Consider the following 18318-nt stretch of genomic DNA (forward strand, 5'->3'; position numbering starts at 1 on the left):
GTGCGGGGGCTTGGTGTGGCCAGCAGGGTTAATGTGGCCAGCAGGCCTGTTGTGGCGAGCAGGCTTGCCCTGCGCTGGAGTGCGAAGCGCTCCCATTCAGGCGCCTCGGTATAACCGTTCAAACCGAGTAGACAGGTTTTGGGGCTGCTACGCAGCCCAACGCGGGGCAAGCCCGCTCGCCACAAAAACAGCACAATGCAGGCCGGCTAACCCTCGCTTTTCGCGACCTCATCACCCTCATTGAACTGCAACGCCGCCAACCGCGCATACAGCGGATTGCTCGCGATCAACTGCTGATGCGTGCCCACCGCCACCAGCTTGCCCTGGTCCATCACCGCAATGCGGTCGGCGTTTTTCACCGTTGCCAACCGATGCGCAATCACCAAGGTGGTGCGGCCCTGCATCAGTTGCGGCAGTGCCTGCTGAATCAAATGCTCGCTCTGGGCATCCAGTGCGCTGGTGGCTTCGTCCAGCAGCAGGATCGGCGCGTCCACCAACAACGCACGGGCGATGGCCAGGCGTTGGCGCTGGCCGCCGGAGAGGCCCATGCCGCCGTCGCCAAGGTGGGTCTGATAGCCCTGGGGCATTTGCAGGATGAAGTCGTGGGCATGGGCGATGCGCGCCGCGGCCTCGACCTGCGCGGTGGTGGCGCACGGGTTGCCGTAGCGGATGTTTTCTTCGACGCTGCCGAAAAACAGCGCCGGGCTTTGCGACACCAATGCGAAGTGGCGGCGCAGGTCCATCGGGTCGAGCGCGGTCAGCGGGTGGCCTTCGAGCAGGATGCGGCCGTGCTGGGGGTCATAGAAACGCAGCAGCAGGTCGAAGATCGTGGACTTACCGGCGCCGGATGGGCCGACCAGTGCCAGGGTTTCGCCGGGATGGATGGTCAGGCTCAAACCGTCGATGGCGTAGCTGTCCGGGCGCGACGGGTAGGAAAAGCGCAGGCCTTGCAGTTCCATGCGGCCGCTGACGCGCTCCGGCAACCGTACGGTGCCATCGGCGGGGGCCTGGATTTCATTGCTCGACTGCAACAACTCGCCAATCCGCTCAGCAGCACCGGCGGCGCGTTGCAGTTCGCCAAGCACTTCGCTCAACGTGCCGACCGCGCTGCCGACGATCAGGCTGTAAAACACGAACGCGGCCAACTCACCGCCGGAAATACGGCCGCCAATCACGTCCATCCCGCCGACCCACAGCATCACGCCAACGGCGCCGAGCACCAGCATGATCACCAGCGTAATCAGCCAGGCGCGTTGCACGATACGCTTGCGCGCCGTGGCAAAGGCCTCCTCCACGGTAACGGCAAAACGCTGCTCGTCCTGGACCTGATGGTTGTAGGCCTGCACGGTCTTGATCTGGCCGAGGGTCTCGGACACATAACTGCCGACGTCAGCGATGCGGTCCTGGCTCAGGCGCGAGAGGCTGCGCACACGCCGGCCGAAAATCAGGATCGGCGCCAGCACCAGTGGCAGCGCGATCACCACGATACTGGTGAGCTTGGGGTTGGTGACAAACAACAGCACGATGCCGCCGATGACCATCAGGGCATTGCGCAGGAACAGCGACAGCGAGGAGCCGATCACCGATTGCAGCAAGGTGGTGTCGGTGGTCAACCGCGACTGGATTTCCGAGCTGCGATTGTTTTCGTAAAAGCCGGGGTGCAGGTAGATCAAATGGTTGAACACCTGCCGGCGAATATCCGCCACCACCCGCTCGCCGATCCACGACACCAGGTAAAACCGCGCAAACGTACCCACGGCCAGGCCCAGCACCAGAATCATGAACAGACCGATGGACTGGTTGAGCAGGTGCGGCGACTGCGTCATGAAGCCCTGGTCGACCAGCAGGCGAATGCCCTGCCCCATGGACAAGGTGATGCCGGCCGTGACGATCAGCGCCAGCAAGGCACCCAGCGCCTGCCAACGGTAGGGCGCGATAAAGCGGCTGGCCAAGCGGATCGCACGGCGTTGAAGGACTGAGAACATGGAGGGCATCACCTGCGCAGGGGAGATAAGTATCTACACCACAACATTGGGGGAACTTGAGTAAATAACAATGAGTCAGGTTAATTATGCCCGCCGATGCTGATCTCTAGAGGTTATCGGTCTAACCCCCCGCTGGAAATTTGTATCGCTTTCTGGTGGACTGGTTGTTCGAACCGGTGACTTTGTAAGGAGTTGTAATAGCTTGGTCACGCGGGGGGCTTAATGTAAGAAACACAGTAGGTACACAACCTGATGAGGAGACAGGCCATGACCTTGCAAAACAGCAGCGATGCCAAGATTGAAGTGATCCGCCAACCGCAGCATCTGCCTTGCTCCGTGATCGACGCTCAAGGCCGCGAAGTGCAGATTACCGAAGAGATGATCCAGCAAGCGTGCCGCGAACTGGAACAGCGCCTGGTCAAGCCTGCGCAGCAAGGCTGATACGCCCGAGCTCTTTCAAACCCGGCCCCTGTGGCCGGTTTTTTATGCCGCGCGTCAGAGCAGTTCGGCGCCCAGGGCGGTGACGATCGCCGACAGCGCGGCAGAGTCGCCATTGATTCGCACCTTCAAGCCGTCAATCTCTCGGCGCTGCGGGTAATGCTTGCGCAGCAGGTCGAACGCCTTGCGCTGCTCGTCCACAGAGCCTACGAGGCTACGGCGCAAATCCGCGTCATCACGGCGCGGGTCGTACACGCTGCGGCACAAGGTCGCCAACGCCCAGGCCGGGTCGGTCGAAGCGTTCAAGTGCACCTCGGCCAGCCACGGCTGCGGCAGCAGATCACTTAGCTGGATGCTCGGCGCCTGGCCCAGATGGGCGCAGAACGCCTGATAAATCTGTGCAGTGCCGCGCTGCTTGCCGTCGAGGCTGTAACCGGCGATATGTGGGGTTGCCAGCACACACAGGTCAGCCAAATCGACATCCACTTCGGGCTCGCCTTCCCACACGTCCAACACCGCTTGCAGGTCCTCACGCTCCAGCAACACTTCACGCAGGGCAGCATTGTCCACCACCGGGCCACGGCTGGCGTTGATCAGCCAGGCGCCAGGCTTGAGGCGGTTGAGGCGCTCGCGGTCAAACAAATGCCAGGTGGAGCCGTTGCCGGATTTGGTCAGCGGCGTGTGCAGACTGATGACGTCGCACTGCTGGATGATCTGTTCGAGGCTGACGTAATCGCCGTCTTCAGCGATCTGGCGCGGCGGGTCGCACACCAGCACGTTCCAGCCCAGGCCCTTGAGCACCTTGACCAGCCGCCCGCCGACTTCACCGGCACCGACAACGCCGTAGGTGCGCTGATTGAGGTCGACGCCTTCAATTTCGGCCAGGGTCTGCAGGCTGCCCAGCACATAGTCCACCACGCCACGCGCATTGCAGCCCGGCGCGCTGGACCAGGTGATGCCGGCCTGCTTGAAGTAGTCGAGGTCCAGATGGTCGGTGCCGATGGTGCAGGTGCCGACAAACCGAACCTGTGTGCCTTCCAGCAACGCGCGATTGACGTTGGTCACCGAGCGCACTAGCAGCACGTTGGCCTGCTCGACCGTGGCGCGGTCGATGGACCGGCCTGGCACCCGGCGAATCTCGCCAAACCCTTCGAAGAATGCATCGAGCAGCGGGATATTTTCGTCGGCAACAATCAGCATGGCAGGCTCCTTTCGCGGACCAGCAGTGTACAGGGATGCGATCTGTGTAACACCGCAGATGCCGGGTGAGCAGTGCTGATGTGGGAGCCAGACTTGCCCGCGATAGCATCACCTCGGTACAGCTGATAGACCGAGGCGTCTGCATCGCAGGCAAGCCAGCTCCCACATAAGCCAGTCCACACAGGATTAATGCGGCTGCCGCAGGAGCGCTTACAAATCGCTAACACAGGTTTTTTCCTGACCGGTGCGTCAGCGCGTAGACTGCGCCGTCCTTTGCAACACTTTTACTGGACACTCGCACGTGAACACCGCCACCACCGCCCTCTCCCGCCCCGCCCGCGTCAGCCGCGAGGTGCGCAGCCTGCTGACCCTGGCCCTGCCGATCATGATCGGCCAACTCGCGACCACCGCCATGGGCTTCGTCGACGCGGTCATGGCCGGGCGTGTGAGCCCGCGAGACCTGGCAGCCGTGGCCCTGGGCAACTCGATCTGGATTCCGGTGTACCTGCTGATGACCGGCACTTTGCTGGCCACCACGCCCAAGGTCGCCCAGCGCTTCGGTGCCGGCCACTACTCCGAGATCGGCCCGCTGGTGCGTCAATCGTTGTGGCTGGCCGTGGTGGTCGGGCTCACCGCGCTGCTGATGCTGGTCAGCGCCGAGCCGATCCTGCATGCGATGAATGTCGACCCCGAGCTGATCAAACCGTGCATGGCCTACTTGCACGGCATCGCCTCCGGCATGCCGGCCATCGCCCTGTATTACGTGCTGCGCTGCTTCAGCGACGGCCTGGGTCGCACGCGGCCGAGCATGGTCATGGGTCTGTGCGGGCTGGCGCTGAATATTCCGCTGAACTACGTGTTCATTTATGGCCACTTCGGCGTGCCGGCCATGGGCGGCGTGGGTTGCGGCTGGGCCACGGCAATCGTGATGTGGGTGATGATGCTCGGCCTGGCCGCTTGGACCCGCTGGGCACCGGCCTATCAGAGCAGCGAGTTGTTCAAGCATTTCGACTGGCCAAAATGGTCGGTGATCAAGCGTGTGCTGAGCATTGGCCTGCCGATCGGCATTGCGGTGTTTGCCGAATCGAGCATCTTTGCGGTGATCGCCCTGCTGATCGGCAGCCTGGGCGCCAGCGTAGTGGCCGGGCACCAGATCGCGCTGAACTTCAGCTCGCTGGTGTTCATGATCCCTTACTCGCTGAGCATGGCCGTTACCGTGCGAGTCGGCCAGGCCCTGGGCCGTGGTGAGCCGCGTGAAGCGCGTTTTGCCGCTGGGGTCGGCATGGGCACGGCACTGACTTACGCGTGCCTGTCCTGCAGCCTGATGCTGCTGTTTCGCGAGCAGATTGCCACGATCTATACGCCTGACCCGTCGGTGATCCACGTGGCGTCGATGCTGATCGTGTTTGCGGCGCTGTTCCAGTTTTCGGACGCGATCCAGGTCACGGCCGCTGGCGCGCTGCGGGGTTATCAGGACACACGGGTGACCATGGTGCTGACCTTGTTCGCGTATTGGGGCGTGGGGTTGCCGGTGGGTTACGCGCTGGGGCTGACCGATTGGCTGGGCGCCGCCAGTGGACCCAGCGGCCTGTGGCAGGGACTGATCGTGGGCTTGAGCTGCGCCGCCGCGATGCTGGTGATCCGCCTGACACGCAGCGCGCGCCGGCGGATTCGCCTGGTTTAATCGGCCTTCTTGCGAATCCAGTACAGGTACGTACCAGCCTGTTCCTGCTGATCCACCAGTTCGTGGTCAAGGAACACGCAGAATTTGGGAATATCGCGGCGGGTGGACGGGTCGGTCGCGATCACCTTGAGCAAGCCGCCGGGCGGCAAGTCGCGGATGTGCTGGTGCAGCATCATCACCGGCTCCGGGCAGTTGAGGCCGGTGGCGTCGAGCACGGCGTCTGCCGGCAAATCGAGGGGCTGATTCATACATCACTCCTGAAACGGGCGCCGCTCAACATACGGGAGCGGGCTTGCTCGCGAAGACGCGGGCACATTCAACATAAATTTCGACTGTTATACCGCTTTCGCGAGCAAGCCCGCTCCCACATTGGTCTTGTGGTTACCTCAAGGTGTCAGCGGGACTTCTGCTTCTTCACATCCACCAGCCGACGCAAGTGGCAGGTCACTTCCTCACGGTCGTGGTACAGCTGCTTGCAGCCGATCTCAACACGAATACCACGCGCCTTGAAGCCGTCTTCAATGCGTTCCAGCAAACGCTTCACCTCGGCGTAACGCTGCTTCATCGGCAATTTCAGGTTCACCACCGCCTCACGGCAATAGCCTTCGCCAATCCAGGTTTCCAGCAGGGCCGCGTTACGCGCCGGCTTCTCGACGATATCGCAGACCATCCAGTCCACCGGCTGCTTGGGCACAAAGGTAAAGCCGTCGGCCATCAGGTGCTGAACCAGGCCGGTGTCCATCAGGCTTTCGGCCATTGGGCCGTTGTCGATGGCGGTCACCAGCATGCCACGGTTGACCAGTTGCCAGGTCCAACCGCCGGGCGCTGCGCCGAGGTCGACGCCGGTCATGTCGCTGTGCAGGCGCTCATCCCACTGGTCGCGGGGGATGAAGTGGTGCCAGGCCTCTTCCAGCTTCAGGGTGGAGCGGCTGGGCGCCTCACGCGGGAACTTGAGGCGCGGGATGCCCATCGGCCACATCGCCGAGTTGTTCGACTCGGCCAGGCCCATGAACACTTCGCGGCCGCTCTTGAAGGTCAGCAGCAGGCGCGGCTTGCTCGGGTCATCGACCAGCTTGCCGGCATTCAACAAGGCTTTGCGCAGGTGCACTTCGAATTTCTTGCAGAAGTTCGACAGTTCCTTGCCGTCGTTGGTGTCGACCATCTCCAGCCACAGGCTGCCGCACACCGGGAAGCCTTGCAGGTGCGCGAGGATCACGCTGATACGGTCTGTTTCCGGCAGGTCGATGAACACCCCGCGCGCCCACTGCCTTGGGAAGATCAGCTCGGCAAAGCGCTGGCCGTGCATCAGGCGCTGGGCGCCGTCCTCGATGGTGCAGACAAATTCGGCGCAGGCGCTGCCGGTCTTGGTCTTGGCATAGCCGGAAACGTTCAGGCGCGCGGCGTGTTCCGCGATCTCGGAACAGACTTCGCCTTCAAAACCCGGCCGGCAGTGCATAAAAAGGGTGTTCATCAACTCTCCTGGTGAATCAACCGGCATTGCGCTATCGCACTACCTGTCATGAAAACGCGCGCATGATAGCCGAGTTCGGAACCTTGGACTTAACGATAGAGTCCAGTTATTAGCCTGCTAATGAAAACAGGGCTAAGTTGAAAGCTCTGTTCGTCCCGTCAGGTCCGTAGCCGTGCGGACCATAAGGAGTCATGTAATGTCATCCCTTGATAGCCTGAGAACCCTTAAAACCGTGCAAATCGACGACAAGACTTACCACTACTTCAGCTTGCCCGAAGCCGCCAAGAGCCTGGGTGACCTGGATAAGCTGCCGATGTCCCTCAAGGTGCTGCTGGAAAACCTGCTGCGCTGGGAAGACGGCAAAACCGTCACCGGCACCGACCTCAAGGCCATCGCCGCCTGGCTCAAAGAGCGTCAGTCCGACCGCGAAATCCAATACCGCCCGGCCCGCGTGCTGATGCAAGACTTTACCGGCGTGCCCGCCGTGGTCGACCTGGCCGCTATGCGCGCCGCCGTGGCCAAGGCTGGTGGCGACCCGCAGCGCATCAACCCGCTCTCCCCCGTGGACCTGGTCATCGACCACTCGGTGATGGTTGACAAATTCGGCACCACCAGCGCGTTTGAGCAAAACGTCGACATCGAAATGCAGCGCAACGGCGAACGCTACGCCTTCCTGCGTTGGGGCCAAAGCGCCTTTGACAACTTCAGCGTGGTGCCACCGGGCACCGGCATCTGCCACCAGGTCAACCTTGAATACCTGGGCCGCACCGTGTGGACCAAGGACGAAGACGGCCGCACTTACGCCTTCCCGGACACACTGGTAGGCACCGACTCGCACACCACCATGATCAACGGCCTTGGCGTACTCGGCTGGGGCGTGGGCGGCATCGAAGCAGAAGCGGCGATGCTCGGCCAGCCGGTGTCGATGCTGATTCCGGAAGTGATCGGCTTCAAGCTCACCGGCAAACTCAAGGAAGGCATCACCGCCACCGACCTGGTGCTGACCGTGACCCAGATGCTGCGTAAAAAAGGCGTGGTGGGTAAGTTCGTCGAGTTCTACGGCGACGGCCTGGCCGACCTGCCGCTGGCCGACCGCGCCACCATCGCCAACATGGCTCCTGAATACGGCGCCACCTGCGGCTTTTTCCCGGTGGATGAAGTGACGCTGGACTACCTGCGCCTGTCCGGCCGCCCTGCCGAAACCGTCAAGCTGGTGGAGGCCTACACCAAGGCCCAGGGCCTGTGGCGCAACGCCGGCCAGGAGCCGGTGTTCACCGACACCCTGGCGCTGGACATGGGCACCGTCGAAGCCAGCCTCGCCGGGCCGAAACGCCCGCAGGACCGTGTGTCGCTGCCGAATGTGGGCCAGGCCTTCAGCGATTTCCTCGACCTGCAATTCAAACCAACCAGCAAAGAAGAAGGCCGCCTGGAAAGCGAAGGCGGCGGCGGTGTCGCCGTGGGCAACGCCGACTTGGTGGGCGAAACCGACTATGAGTACGACGGCCACACCTATCGCCTGAAAAACGGCGCCGTGGTGATTGCCGCGATTACCTCATGCACCAACACGTCCAACCCCAGCGTGATGATGGCCGCAGGCCTGGTGGCAAAAAAAGCCGTGGAAAAAGGCCTGACCAGTAAACCCTGGGTAAAAACCTCGCTGGCGCCTGGCTCCAAAGTGGTCACCGACTATTACAAGGCAGCGGGCCTCACCCAATACCTTGACCAACTGGGCTTCGACCTTGTGGGGTACGGCTGCACCACGTGCATTGGTAACTCGGGGCCATTGCCTGAACCGATCGAAAAAGCCATCCAGAAAGCCGACCTCGCCGTCGCCTCGGTGTTGTCGGGCAACCGCAATTTCGAGGGCCGCGTACACCCCCTGGTGAAAACCAACTGGCTGGCCTCGCCGCCCCTGGTGGTCGCCTACGCGTTGGCCGGTACGGTGCGCATCGACATCAGCCGCGAGCCGCTGGGCGAAGGCAAAGACGGCCAGCCGGTGTACCTGAAAGACATCTGGCCAAGCAGCCAGGAAATCGCCGACGCCGTGGCCCAAGTCAGCACCGGCATGTTCCACAAGGAATATGCCGAGGTGTTTGCCGGCGATGAGCAGTGGCAAGCGATTGAAGTGCCGCAAGCGGCGACTTACGTATGGCAGAAAGACTCTACGTACATCCAGCACCCACCGTTCTTCGACGACATCGCCGGGCCACTGCCGGTCATCGAGGACGTCAAAGGCGCCAATGTACTGGCCTTGCTGGGCGATTCGGTAACCACCGACCACATCTCCCCTGCTGGCAACATCAAGGCCGACAGCCCCGCCGGGCGCTACCTGCGCGAGCAGGGCGTGGAGCCGCGTGAATTCAACTCCTACGGCTCACGCCGGGGCAACCATGAAGTGATGATGCGCGGCACGTTTGCCAATATCCGTATCCGCAACGAAATGCTCGGCGGCGAAGAAGGCGGCAACACGCTGTACATCCCCACCGGCGAGAAAATGCCGATCTACGATGCGGCCATGAAATACCAGGCGTCGGGCACACCGCTGGTGGTGATCGCCGGCCAGGAATACGGCACCGGTTCCAGCCGCGACTGGGCAGCCAAGGGCACCAACTTGCTGGGAGTCAAGGCGGTGATCGCCGAGAGCTTCGAGCGGATTCACCGTTCCAACCTGGTGGGTATGGGCGTGCTGCCGTTGCAGTTCAAGCTGGATCAGAACCGCAAGGCGCTCAAACTCACCGGTAAGGAGAAGATCGACATTCTTGGGCTGACCCATGCCGAGATCGAGCCGCGCATGAACCTGACGTTGGTGATTACGCGTGAGGATGGCAGCAGCGAGAAAGTCGAGGTGCTGTGCCGGATCGACACCCTCAATGAAGTCGAGTACTTCAAGGCGGGCGGCATCTTGCACTATGTACTGCGCCAGTTGATCGCCTCTTAAGCAACACTGCAAAACCAATGTGGGAGGGGGCTTGCCCCCTCCCACATTTCAACCTGTGTTTAACCTTTCAAATCAGCTGAACAACCACTTCCACAGCAGCACCAGCACCACCACCGCCAGCACCGGCCGCGCAATGCGGTAGGCCTTGGGATGCTTGCGTTTCCATTGCTTGACCACGCCGCTGAACTTGTCGCTGAAGGTCTTGCTCCAGGCATACGCCTGGTTGATCCCGCCAACACGTTCATCATCCAGATTCTGCGGCGCAGTTGCGCGGCCCAACTGCATGCTGACCCAACGGTTGACGCGGGTCATGAGGCGATTGCTCAGCGGGCGTTCGATGTCGCAGAACAGGATCACGCGGGTCTGGTCGGTTTCGTTCTTCACCCAATGCACGTAGGTTTCGTCGAACATCACGTCCTCACCGTCGCGCCAGGCATAGACCTGACCATCGACGAAGATGCGGCAATCGTCGGAGTTTGGCGTGGACAACCCGAGGTGATAGCGCAGCGAACCGGCAAACGGGTCGCGGTGCGGGTTGAGGTGACTGCCGCCCGGCAACAGCGCGAACATCGCGCCCTTGACGTTGGGGATGCTGCTGACCAGGGCCACGGTTTTCGGGCACAGCGCCTCGGCCGATGGCAGCGGTTTGTCGTACCACTTGAGGTAGAAACGCTTCCAGCCCTTCTTGAAGAACGAACCGAAACCGGCGTCGTTGTTCTTTTCGGCGGCGCGGATGTAACCCTCGTCGAACAGGTGCATGGCCTCTTCGCGGATCACTTCCCAATTGTCCTTGAGCACATCCAGCTCCGGGAACTTGCTGCGGTCCAGGTACGGTTTGGACGGCACGGCCGAGAACAGGTACATCAGGGCGTTATAGGGTGCGAACAGCGCCGAATGGTTGACGAACTGACGCAACATCGGCAAACGCGCCTTGCCACGCAGGTGCACATACAGCGTGCTGCCGATAAACAACAGCAACACCGACAGTTTGGCGGCCAAAGAAAAGGTCATGCAGCAACTCCTGGAAATAAGCGCCTGGCCAACAGCCTCCCGTCGAAGGGAAACCAGACGTAGCAGCCGGCCATGATAAACACTTGGGCCATTATGCAGAAGGCCCAGGCCGACCGGCTGACATAAATCAACACCCTGAGGCCCTTGTGGCTGGCGGGTTTGTCGTGGCCTGCAGGCTGGTTGTGGCAAGAAGGCTTGTTGTGGCGAGCGGGCTTGCCCCGCGTTGGAGCGCGCAGCGCTCCCACTTCAGACGCCGCGGTGCAACTGATAAACCGCGGCGTCAGGTTTTGGGGGCTGCTTCGCAGCCCAACGCGGGGCAAGCCCGCTCGCCACGACAAGCCCTCTTGCCACGGTGAACCGATCAGGCCTGGGTTTCCTGGTCGGTGAACAAATCGCTGAACAGCATGCTCGACAGGTAGCGCTCACCGGAGTCCGGCAGGATCACCACGATGGTCTTGCCCTGCATTTCCGGTTTCTCGGCCAAACGCACGGCCACGGCCATTGCGGCGCCACAGGAAATACCGCACAAAATCCCCTCTTCCTGCATCAGGCGCAGGGCCATGGCCTTGGATTCCTCGTCGGTCACCCGCTCTACGCGGTCCACCATCGACAGATCGAGGTTTTTCGGCACAAACCCGGCGCCGATGCCCTGGATCTTGTGCGGGCTCGGCTTGATCTCTTCACCGGCCAACGCCTGGGTGATCACCGGCGAAACGATCGGCTCGACCGCCACCGACAGAATCGGCTTGCCCGCCGTGTTCTTGATATAACGCGACACGCCGGTGATGGTGCCGCCGGTGCCTACGCCCGCCACCAGCACGTCCACGGCACCATCGGTGTCATTCCAGATTTCCGGGCCGGTGGTTTTTTCGTGGATCGCCGGGTTGGCCGGGTTTTCGAACTGCGCCGGCATGAAGTAGGTGGCCGGGTCGCTGGCGACGATCTCGCCAGCCTTGTCGATCGCGCCTTTCATGCCTTTGGCCGGCTCGGTCAACACCAGCTCGGCGCCAAGCGCCTTGAGCACTTTACGCCGCTCGATGCTCATCGACGCCGGCATGGTCAGCAGCAGCTTATAGCCACGGGCGGCGGCGACAAACGCCAGGCCGATGCCGGTGTTGCCGGAAGTCGGTTCTACAATGGTCATGCCCGGCTTGAGTTTGCCGGTGCTTTCGGCGTCCCAGATCATGTTCGCGCCAATGCGGCACTTCACCGAATAACCCGGGTTACGCCCCTCGATCTTGGCCAGGATGGTCACGCCACGTGGTGCGATGCGGTTGATCTGCACCAGGGGCGTGTTACCGATGGAGTGCGCGTTGTCTGCAAAGATACGGCTCATGACGGGTCCTTAAGGCAATTTCAACAAGGCCACAAGGGTATGCCTCGGGCTGGTGGGCGTCCAGTCAGAGGAACGTTGCGCCGGTGCGCGCGGTCCATCGCCTATAACGTTGGAGAACCTGCACATGAAACGTCGCTACAGTGGGCTGCTATGGATCGTCGCCGTACTGGTGGTAGTACTGATTGCCCTGGACCTCGCCCTGCCCTACCTGGTGCGCAACTACCTGAACGACAAGCTCGCCGACATGGGTGATTACCGCGGCCAGGTCACGGATGTGGACGTGGCGCTGTGGCGCGGGGCCTATAAAATCAACGGCCTGCAGATCGTCAAAGTCGACGGCAAAGTGCCGGTTCCGTTCGTCAAAGCGCCGGTGATCGACGTGTCGGTGAGCTGGCATTCGTTGTGGTACGACCATGCGGTGGTGGCCGAGGTGCAGTTCTTCCAGCCCGAGCTGAACTTCGTCGACGGTGGCAACCAACAGGCATCGCAGACCGGTAAAGGCACCGACTGGCGTGAACAGTTGGGCAAATTGTTGCCGATCACCCTTAACGAAGTCCGCATTCAGGACGGCAAGATCGCCTTCCACAACTTCAATTCCAAGCCCGCGGTGAATATCTACGCCACCCAGGTCAACGCCAGCTTCTACAACCTGACCAATGTGGTGGACATCAAAGGCAAGCGGGACGCCACCTTTGAAGGCAAGGCGCAATTGCTCGGCCAGGCGCCACTGGAAGCCACCGCTGCTTTCGACCCGCTGAGCAACTTCGAAGACTTCGAATTCCGCTTTCGCGCCAAGGATATTCAACTCAAACGCCTGAATGACTTCGCGTCGGCGTACGGCAAGTTCGACTTCAAGGCCGGCACGGGCGATGTGGTGGTCGAAGCCCAGGCCGAAAAAGGCCAACTGAGCGGTTATATCAAGCCGCTGCTGCGCGACGTAGAGGTGTTCGACTGGAAACAGGATGTCGAAAACAAGGACAAGAATATCTTCCGCTCGATCTGGGAAGCCGTGGTCGGCGCCAGCGAGACCGTATTAAAGAACCAGAACAAAAACCAGTTTGCTACCCGCGTGGAACTCAGCGGCAGCGTGCACCAGCAAAATATCAGCGCGTTCTCGGCATTTTTGGCGATTTTGCGTAATGGTTTTATTCAGGCATTCAATGCCCGGTATGAACAACCCAAGCCCAGTGCAAACTGAGCCGCACGCCCTACCGGGAGACGGGCTATCGGTTAGCGTGCCAACGGATCAATGACAACAACGAGTAAGGACACTGAGCATGCGCATCACAGGCTGGATACTGACAATTCTTGGCTACCTCTTGGCCTATTCAGGCTTCGTGAAAATAGTGGGGTTCGCCATGCACGGCGGCCCCCTCGCCGGCATGATGATCCTCGCCGGCATCGGCACGCTGGTGTTAGCCGCGCTGGCCCTGTGGGGCGGCAGCAAGCTCAGGGACTAAGCGGAAGCGCGGGCGTACGCGTTGGAGAAAGCCGCCAAGGGTCGCGTGTGACCGGCCATTCAGAGACTGAATAACCCGTCTGCGTTCACAGTCGCCGGGGCCGCGCGGTATAGTCCGGGCATTGATGAATTCGAGGAATGACCGATGAAGTTCGAAGGCACCCAGGCCTATGTGGCTACCGATGACCTGAAACTGGCCGTCAACGCCGCCATCACCCTGGAGCGGCCGTTGCTGGTCAAGGGCGAGCCCGGCACCGGCAAGACCATGCTTGCCGAGCAACTGGCCGAATCCTTTGGCGCCAAGCTGATCACCTGGCACATCAAATCCACCACCAAGGCGCATCAGGGCCTCTACGAGTACGACGCGGTCAGCCGCCTGCGCGACTCGCAACTGGGAGTGGACAAAGTCCACGATGTGCGCAACTACCTGAAGAAGGGCAAGCTCTGGGAAGCCTTCGAGTCCGAAGAGCGGGTGATTCTGCTGATCGATGAAATCGACAAGGCCGACATCGAGTTCCCCAACGACCTGCTGCAAGAACTCGACAAGATGGAGTTCTACGTTTACGAAATCGACGAGACCATCAAGGCCAAGAAACGCCCGATCATCATCATTACCTCCAACAACGAGAAAGAGCTGCCGGACGCGTTCCTGCGCCGCTGCTTCTTCCATTACATCGCCTTCCCCGACCGCACCACCCTGCAAAAGATCGTCGACGTGCACTACCCCGACATCAAGAAAGACCTGGTCAGCGAAGCACTGGACGTGTTCTTCGACGTGCGCAAGGTGCCAGGCCTGAAGAAAAAGCCGTCCACCTCCGAGTTGGTCGACTGGCTCAAGCTGCTGATGGCCGACAACATCGGCGAAGCCGTGTTACGCGAACGCGACCCCACCAAAGCCATCCCGCCGTTGGCCGGTGCCCTGGTGAAAAACGAGCAAGACGTGCAGTTGCTGGAACGTCTGGCCTTCATGAGCCGTCGCGGTAATCGATAATGTTGCTCAACCTGTTCAATGAAATGCGCGCCGCCAAGGTGCCGGTGTCGGTGCGCGAGCTGCTCGACCTGATCAATGCGCTGAAACAGCGTGTGGTCTTCGCCGACATGGACGAGTTTTACTACTTGGCCAGGGCGATTCTGGTCAAGGACGAACGGCATTTCGACAAGTTCGACCGCGCGTTCGGTGCCTATTTCAACGGCCTGGAAAAGCTCGACGACCACCTGCAGGCGCTGATTCCCGAAGAGTGGCTGCGCAAGGAATTCGAACGCTCGTTGAGCGATGAAGAGCGTGCGCAGATCCAGTCCCTCGGTGGCCTGGACAAGCTCATCGAAGAATTCAAGAAACGTCTGGAAGAACAGAAAGAGCGCCATGCCGGCGGCAACAAGTGGATCGGCACCGGCGGCACCAGCCCGTTCGGCTCCGGCGGCTACAACCCGGAAGGCATCCGTGTGGGTGACGCCGGCAAGCGCCAGGGCAAGGCGGTAAAAGTCTGGGACCAGCGCGAGTACAAGAACCTCGACGATCAGGTGGAGCTGGGCACGCGCAACATCAAGATTGCCCTGCGCCGCCTGCGCAAGTTTGCGCGCCAGGGTGCGGCCGAAGAGCTGGACATCGACGGCACCATCGACCACACCGCCCGCGATGCCGGGCTGCTGAATATCCAGATGCGCCCGGAGCGGCGCAACACCATCAAACTGCTGTTGCTGTTCGACATCGGCGGCTCAATGGACGCCCACGTGAAGATCTGCGAAGAGCTGTTCTCCGCATGCAAGACCGAGTTCAAGCACCTAGAGTACTTCTACTTCCATAACTTCGTGTACGAGTCGGTGTGGAAGAACAACCAGCGCCGCACCTCCGAACGCACCTCCACCCAGGACTTGCTGCATAAATACGGCGCCGATTACAAAGTGATTTTTATCGGCGATGCGTCGATGGCGCCGTATGAAATCACCCAGGCCGGCGGCAGCGTCGAGCACTGGAATGAGGAGCCTGGGTACGTGTGGATGCAGCGCTTCATGGCCAAGTACAAGAAGCTGATCTGGATTAACCCGTACCCGAAAGACACGTGGGGGTATACGGCGTCGACGGGGATTGTGCGGGAGTTGGTGGAAGATCAGATGTATCCGCTGACGCTGCGGGGCCTGGAAGAAGGGATGCGCTTTCTCTCCAAGTAACTCAAACCTCCCATGCACCATAAATCCAATGTGGGAGGGGGCTTGCCCCCGATAGCAGCGCCTCAGTCAATGCATTTGGCACTCAAAGACCGCCATCGGGGGCAAGCCCCCTCCTACATTGTTAGCCTTCGCTGAAGCGCTGCAAAAAGTCCACATGCTGGCGATGCGCTGTCTCCTGCACCACCGGCGCCAAGCGCACCTTCTCCCCCGGCAAACACTGCGCCAGCCGCGCCAGCGCCAAGGGCGTCAACGCGCCTAAACGCGGGTAGCCGCCAATGGTCTGCCGATCATTGAGCAACACAATCGGCTGCCCATCCGGCGGCACCTGGATCGCTCCCAGCGGAATCCCTTCGGAGATCAACGACGGCCCCTGATACTGCAACGGCGTGCCCAGCAGACGCATGCCCATGCGGTCGGCGCGGCTGTCCAGCGCCCATTCGGTGTTGAAGGCATCGAACAAACTCTGGCCGCTGAATTGACCGATTTGTGCGCCGACAATCACGTCCAGCGGCGCAGCGGGTTGCAAATCCGCGCTACTCAACACCTTCATCGCACCGCCCGTTCCGGAATACATCAACCGCCCGCCTTCGACCAATGCCTTGCCGAAACCGTCAAGCCCGCCCAATTCCTCTCGCACCACCGTGGCGCAACTGCCCAGCACCTGCGGCGCATCAAACCCGCTTGGCGCCGCCAGGTAGGCCCGCGCGCCATTGAACGGCTGGGTAAAGCGCAAACGCTGACCCTTTTGCAGGATAAAGCTGCGTCCCGGGCTGATCGCACGCTCATCGATGTACGCGCCCAGATCCGCGCCGGCCAATGCCAGCAAGCAATACGCCTCGGCCTGCACGGTGAACCCGCCCAAGGTGATTTCCACCACTGGCGCATCCAGCGCGTTGCCCAGCAGCCAATTGGCCCAGGACATCGACACCCAGTCCAGCGCGCCACCCTGGGTCACGCCCAGGTGCCGCACGCCAAAGCGGCCGGCATCCTGCAACAGGCACAGCGGCGTGCTGGCCTCGATCAACAAGCGGCTCATGCCTGCGCCTCCAACGGCGCGTCATCGCCACCCAGGTTGATAAATTCGGCGTGGCCGACCGCCTCGAAACGCACCGTATCGCCGGGCTGCATCAGGCTGTAACCGTCGCGTTCGCGGTCGAACAGCTTGGCCGGGGTGCGACCGATCAGGTTCCACCCACCGGGCGAGACCACCGGGTACGCGGCGGTTTGCCGCTCGGCAATGCCGACGCTGCCAGCCGCCACGCGCTTTCGCGGGGTATTCAGGCGCGGCGTCGCGAGGATTTCGTCCACCAACCCCATAAACGCAAAACCGGGGGCAAAGCCGAGGGCGAACACCTGGTATTCATGGGCACTGTGGCGGCGGATCACGTCTTCAACCGACAGACCGCTGCGCTGGCTGAGCAAGCTCAGTTCCGGGCCGACACTCAGGTCGTACCACACTGGCAACACGTGACACTGGCCGCTGCCCTGGGCCTGAGGCTGCAGGTCGGCCAGCGCCTGGCCGATCAACTCCCTGGCCTGCGCCGGGCTCAACGCGGTGAGATCGTAATGCACCATCAGCGTGGTGTAGGACGGCACCAGGTCCACCAACGCTGGGCCAAAACCTTCGCGCAGACGTTGAGTGGCAGCAAGCATCCACGGCATGTTGGCTTCGGCAATCACATCAAACAGACGCACCATCAGGCAGTCGATCGCCACCACTTCAATGCGTGGCTTCATGCTGGCTTCAGCGCCTCGCGGATACGCTTCACGGCGGCCACCGAACTGGCGTTGTCGCCGTGCACACACAAGGTGTTGGCCTGCAACACCAAGGCGCTGCCATCGCTGGCGGTCAGGGCGTCGCCGCGGGAAATAGTCAGGGCCTGCTGCACGATGGTTTCGGAGTCATGGTGCACGGCGCCCGGCAACTGGCGCGAGACCAGATGCCCTTTGTGGTCGTAGGCACGGTCGGCAAAAGCCTCGAACCACAAGGTCACCCCGTACTCATCGCCCAGGGCCTGGGCCGCGCTGTTGTCGCGGGTGGCCAGCAGCATCAGCGGCAGGTCGCCATAAGCGGCCACGGCCTGGATCACTGCGCGCAATTGCGCAGGGTTGGCCATCATGTCGTTGTACATCGCGCCATGGGGTTTGACGTAGCTGACCCGCCCGCCTTGCGCACGGCAGATGCCGTCGAGGGCGCCGATCTGGTAGTGCAGCAGGTCCTGGATTTCCTGCGGTGTGTAGGCCATGGAGCGGCGGCCGAAGCCTTGCAGGTCCTGGTACGCCGGGTGCGCCCCCACTTGCACGCCGTGCTTGAAGGCCAGACTGACGGTCTTGCGCATGATGCTCGGGTCGCCGGCATGAAAGCCACACGCCACGTTGGCACAATCAATGAACGGCATGACCTCGGCGTCCAGACCCATGGTCCAGTTGCCAAAGCTTTCGCCGATGTCGCAATTCAATAGCAGACGGCTCACGGTGGGTGCTCCTCCAGGCGTTGTTTTTCAGGCGTTGTATTTTTTGTAGTGTGGGATTTTTCGTACAGAACTGGCAACTTGTCCTCACACCCCAACGACGCTTATCGTGGAATAGCTCGATTTTTGGCGTTTGCCCGGTGCGGCGTCCAACTA

Annotated in this window: 16 protein-coding genes; 7 read left to right on the top strand and 9 right to left on the bottom strand. The window is 61.4% G+C overall.

Going from position 1 to position 18318, the window contains the following annotated elements:
* Positions 1-206 precede the first annotated feature (206 nt).
* Complete coding sequence (locus L8K08_RS01915) at positions 207-1994, bottom strand: ABC transporter transmembrane domain-containing protein (RefSeq protein ID WP_242193958.1); 1788 nt, start codon at positions 1992-1994, stop codon at positions 207-209.
* A gap of 258 nt (positions 1995-2252) precedes the next feature.
* Here L8K08_RS01915 and L8K08_RS01920 point away from each other — a divergent pair, with 258 nt between their 5' ends.
* Positions 2253-2426, top strand: coding sequence for a PA1571 family protein (locus L8K08_RS01920; RefSeq protein WP_027604248.1), 174 nt, complete (start codon positions 2253-2255; stop codon positions 2424-2426).
* A 54-nt stretch (positions 2427-2480) separates the two neighbouring features.
* Here L8K08_RS01920 and pdxB read toward each other — a convergent pair whose 3' ends face one another.
* On the bottom strand, positions 2481-3623 hold the full coding sequence (gene pdxB / locus L8K08_RS01925) for a 4-phosphoerythronate dehydrogenase PdxB (RefSeq protein WP_242193960.1): 1143 nt from the start codon (positions 3621-3623) through the stop codon (positions 2481-2483).
* 301 nt (positions 3624-3924) lie between these two features.
* On the opposite strand from pdxB, the gene L8K08_RS01930 reads away from it, so the two are divergent.
* Positions 3925-5307, top strand: a complete 1383-nt coding sequence (locus tag L8K08_RS01930; RefSeq protein ID WP_242193962.1) for an MATE family efflux transporter — start codon at positions 3925-3927, stop codon at positions 5305-5307.
* Here L8K08_RS01930 and tusA read toward each other — a convergent pair.
* On the bottom strand, positions 5304-5555 hold the full coding sequence (gene tusA / locus L8K08_RS01935; protein WP_145163027.1) for a sulfurtransferase TusA: 252 nt from the start codon (positions 5553-5555) through the stop codon (positions 5304-5306). The genes L8K08_RS01930 and tusA overlap by 4 nt on opposite strands.
* 146 nt (positions 5556-5701) lie before the next feature.
* Complete coding sequence (gene rlmM / locus L8K08_RS01940) at positions 5702-6778, bottom strand: 23S rRNA (cytidine(2498)-2'-O)-methyltransferase RlmM (protein WP_242193964.1); 1077 nt, start codon at positions 6776-6778, stop codon at positions 5702-5704.
* Positions 6779-6974: 196 nt separating this feature from the next.
* Here rlmM and acnA point away from each other — a divergent pair, with 196 nt between their 5' ends.
* Complete coding sequence (gene acnA, locus L8K08_RS01945) at positions 6975-9716, top strand: aconitate hydratase AcnA (protein WP_242193966.1); 2742 nt, start codon at positions 6975-6977, stop codon at positions 9714-9716.
* A gap of 72 nt (positions 9717-9788) precedes the next feature.
* Here the strand turns inward: acnA and L8K08_RS01950 are convergent, their stop codons facing one another.
* Together L8K08_RS01950 and cysK are read right to left on the bottom strand one after the other, a co-directional pair.
* Positions 9789-10727, bottom strand: a complete 939-nt coding sequence (locus tag L8K08_RS01950; RefSeq protein ID WP_145163021.1) for an aspartyl/asparaginyl beta-hydroxylase domain-containing protein — start codon at positions 10725-10727, stop codon at positions 9789-9791.
* 361 nt (positions 10728-11088) lie between these two features.
* Positions 11089-12063, bottom strand: coding sequence for a cysteine synthase A (cysK, locus tag L8K08_RS01955; protein ID WP_145163016.1), 975 nt, complete (start codon positions 12061-12063; stop codon positions 11089-11091).
* 124 nt (positions 12064-12187) lie between these two features.
* Here cysK and L8K08_RS01960 point away from each other — a divergent pair, with 124 nt between their 5' ends.
* The 4 genes from L8K08_RS01960 to L8K08_RS01975 all read left to right on the top strand — a co-directional run bounded on the left by L8K08_RS01960 (position 12188) and on the right by L8K08_RS01975 (position 15691).
* Positions 12188-13261, top strand: a complete 1074-nt coding sequence (locus L8K08_RS01960; protein WP_242193968.1) for a DUF748 domain-containing protein — start codon at positions 12188-12190, stop codon at positions 13259-13261.
* Between the two features lie 79 nt (positions 13262-13340).
* Complete coding sequence (locus tag L8K08_RS01965) at positions 13341-13523, top strand: hypothetical protein (RefSeq protein ID WP_242193970.1); 183 nt, start codon at positions 13341-13343, stop codon at positions 13521-13523.
* A gap of 144 nt (positions 13524-13667) precedes the next feature.
* Complete coding sequence (locus L8K08_RS01970) at positions 13668-14513, top strand: MoxR family ATPase (protein WP_003210690.1); 846 nt, start codon at positions 13668-13670, stop codon at positions 14511-14513.
* The gene (locus L8K08_RS01975; RefSeq protein ID WP_017137401.1) at positions 14513-15691 is read left to right on the top strand and encodes a VWA domain-containing protein; all 1179 of its coding nucleotides are present in this window, start codon (positions 14513-14515) and stop codon (positions 15689-15691) included. Before L8K08_RS01970 ends, L8K08_RS01975 begins: the two co-directional genes overlap by 1 nt.
* A gap of 121 nt (positions 15692-15812) precedes the next feature.
* On the opposite strand, the gene L8K08_RS01980 is transcribed toward L8K08_RS01975, so the two are convergent.
* The 3 genes from L8K08_RS01980 to L8K08_RS01990 are packed head-to-tail and all read right to left on the bottom strand — an operon-like array spanning position 15813 to position 18165.
* Complete coding sequence (locus L8K08_RS01980; RefSeq protein WP_242193973.1) at positions 15813-16727, bottom strand: biotin-dependent carboxyltransferase family protein; 915 nt, start codon at positions 16725-16727, stop codon at positions 15813-15815.
* Positions 16724-17428 (bottom strand): 5-oxoprolinase subunit PxpB, encoded by a 705-nt coding sequence (gene pxpB / locus L8K08_RS01985; protein WP_242193975.1) that lies wholly within the window; start codon positions 17426-17428, stop codon positions 16724-16726. The genes L8K08_RS01980 and pxpB overlap by 4 nt, the downstream gene beginning before the upstream one ends.
* On the bottom strand, positions 17425-18165 hold the full coding sequence (locus tag L8K08_RS01990; RefSeq protein ID WP_242193978.1) for a 5-oxoprolinase subunit PxpA: 741 nt from the start codon (positions 18163-18165) through the stop codon (positions 17425-17427). The genes pxpB and L8K08_RS01990 overlap by 4 nt, the downstream gene beginning before the upstream one ends.
* Between the last annotated feature and the right edge of the window lie 153 nt (positions 18166-18318).

It is taken from the genome of Pseudomonas sp. TREG-RG-20F-10-E-6-01 (genome assembly GCF_022662455.1).
Classification (GTDB): domain Bacteria; phylum Pseudomonadota; class Gammaproteobacteria; order Pseudomonadales; family Pseudomonadaceae; genus Aquipseudomonas.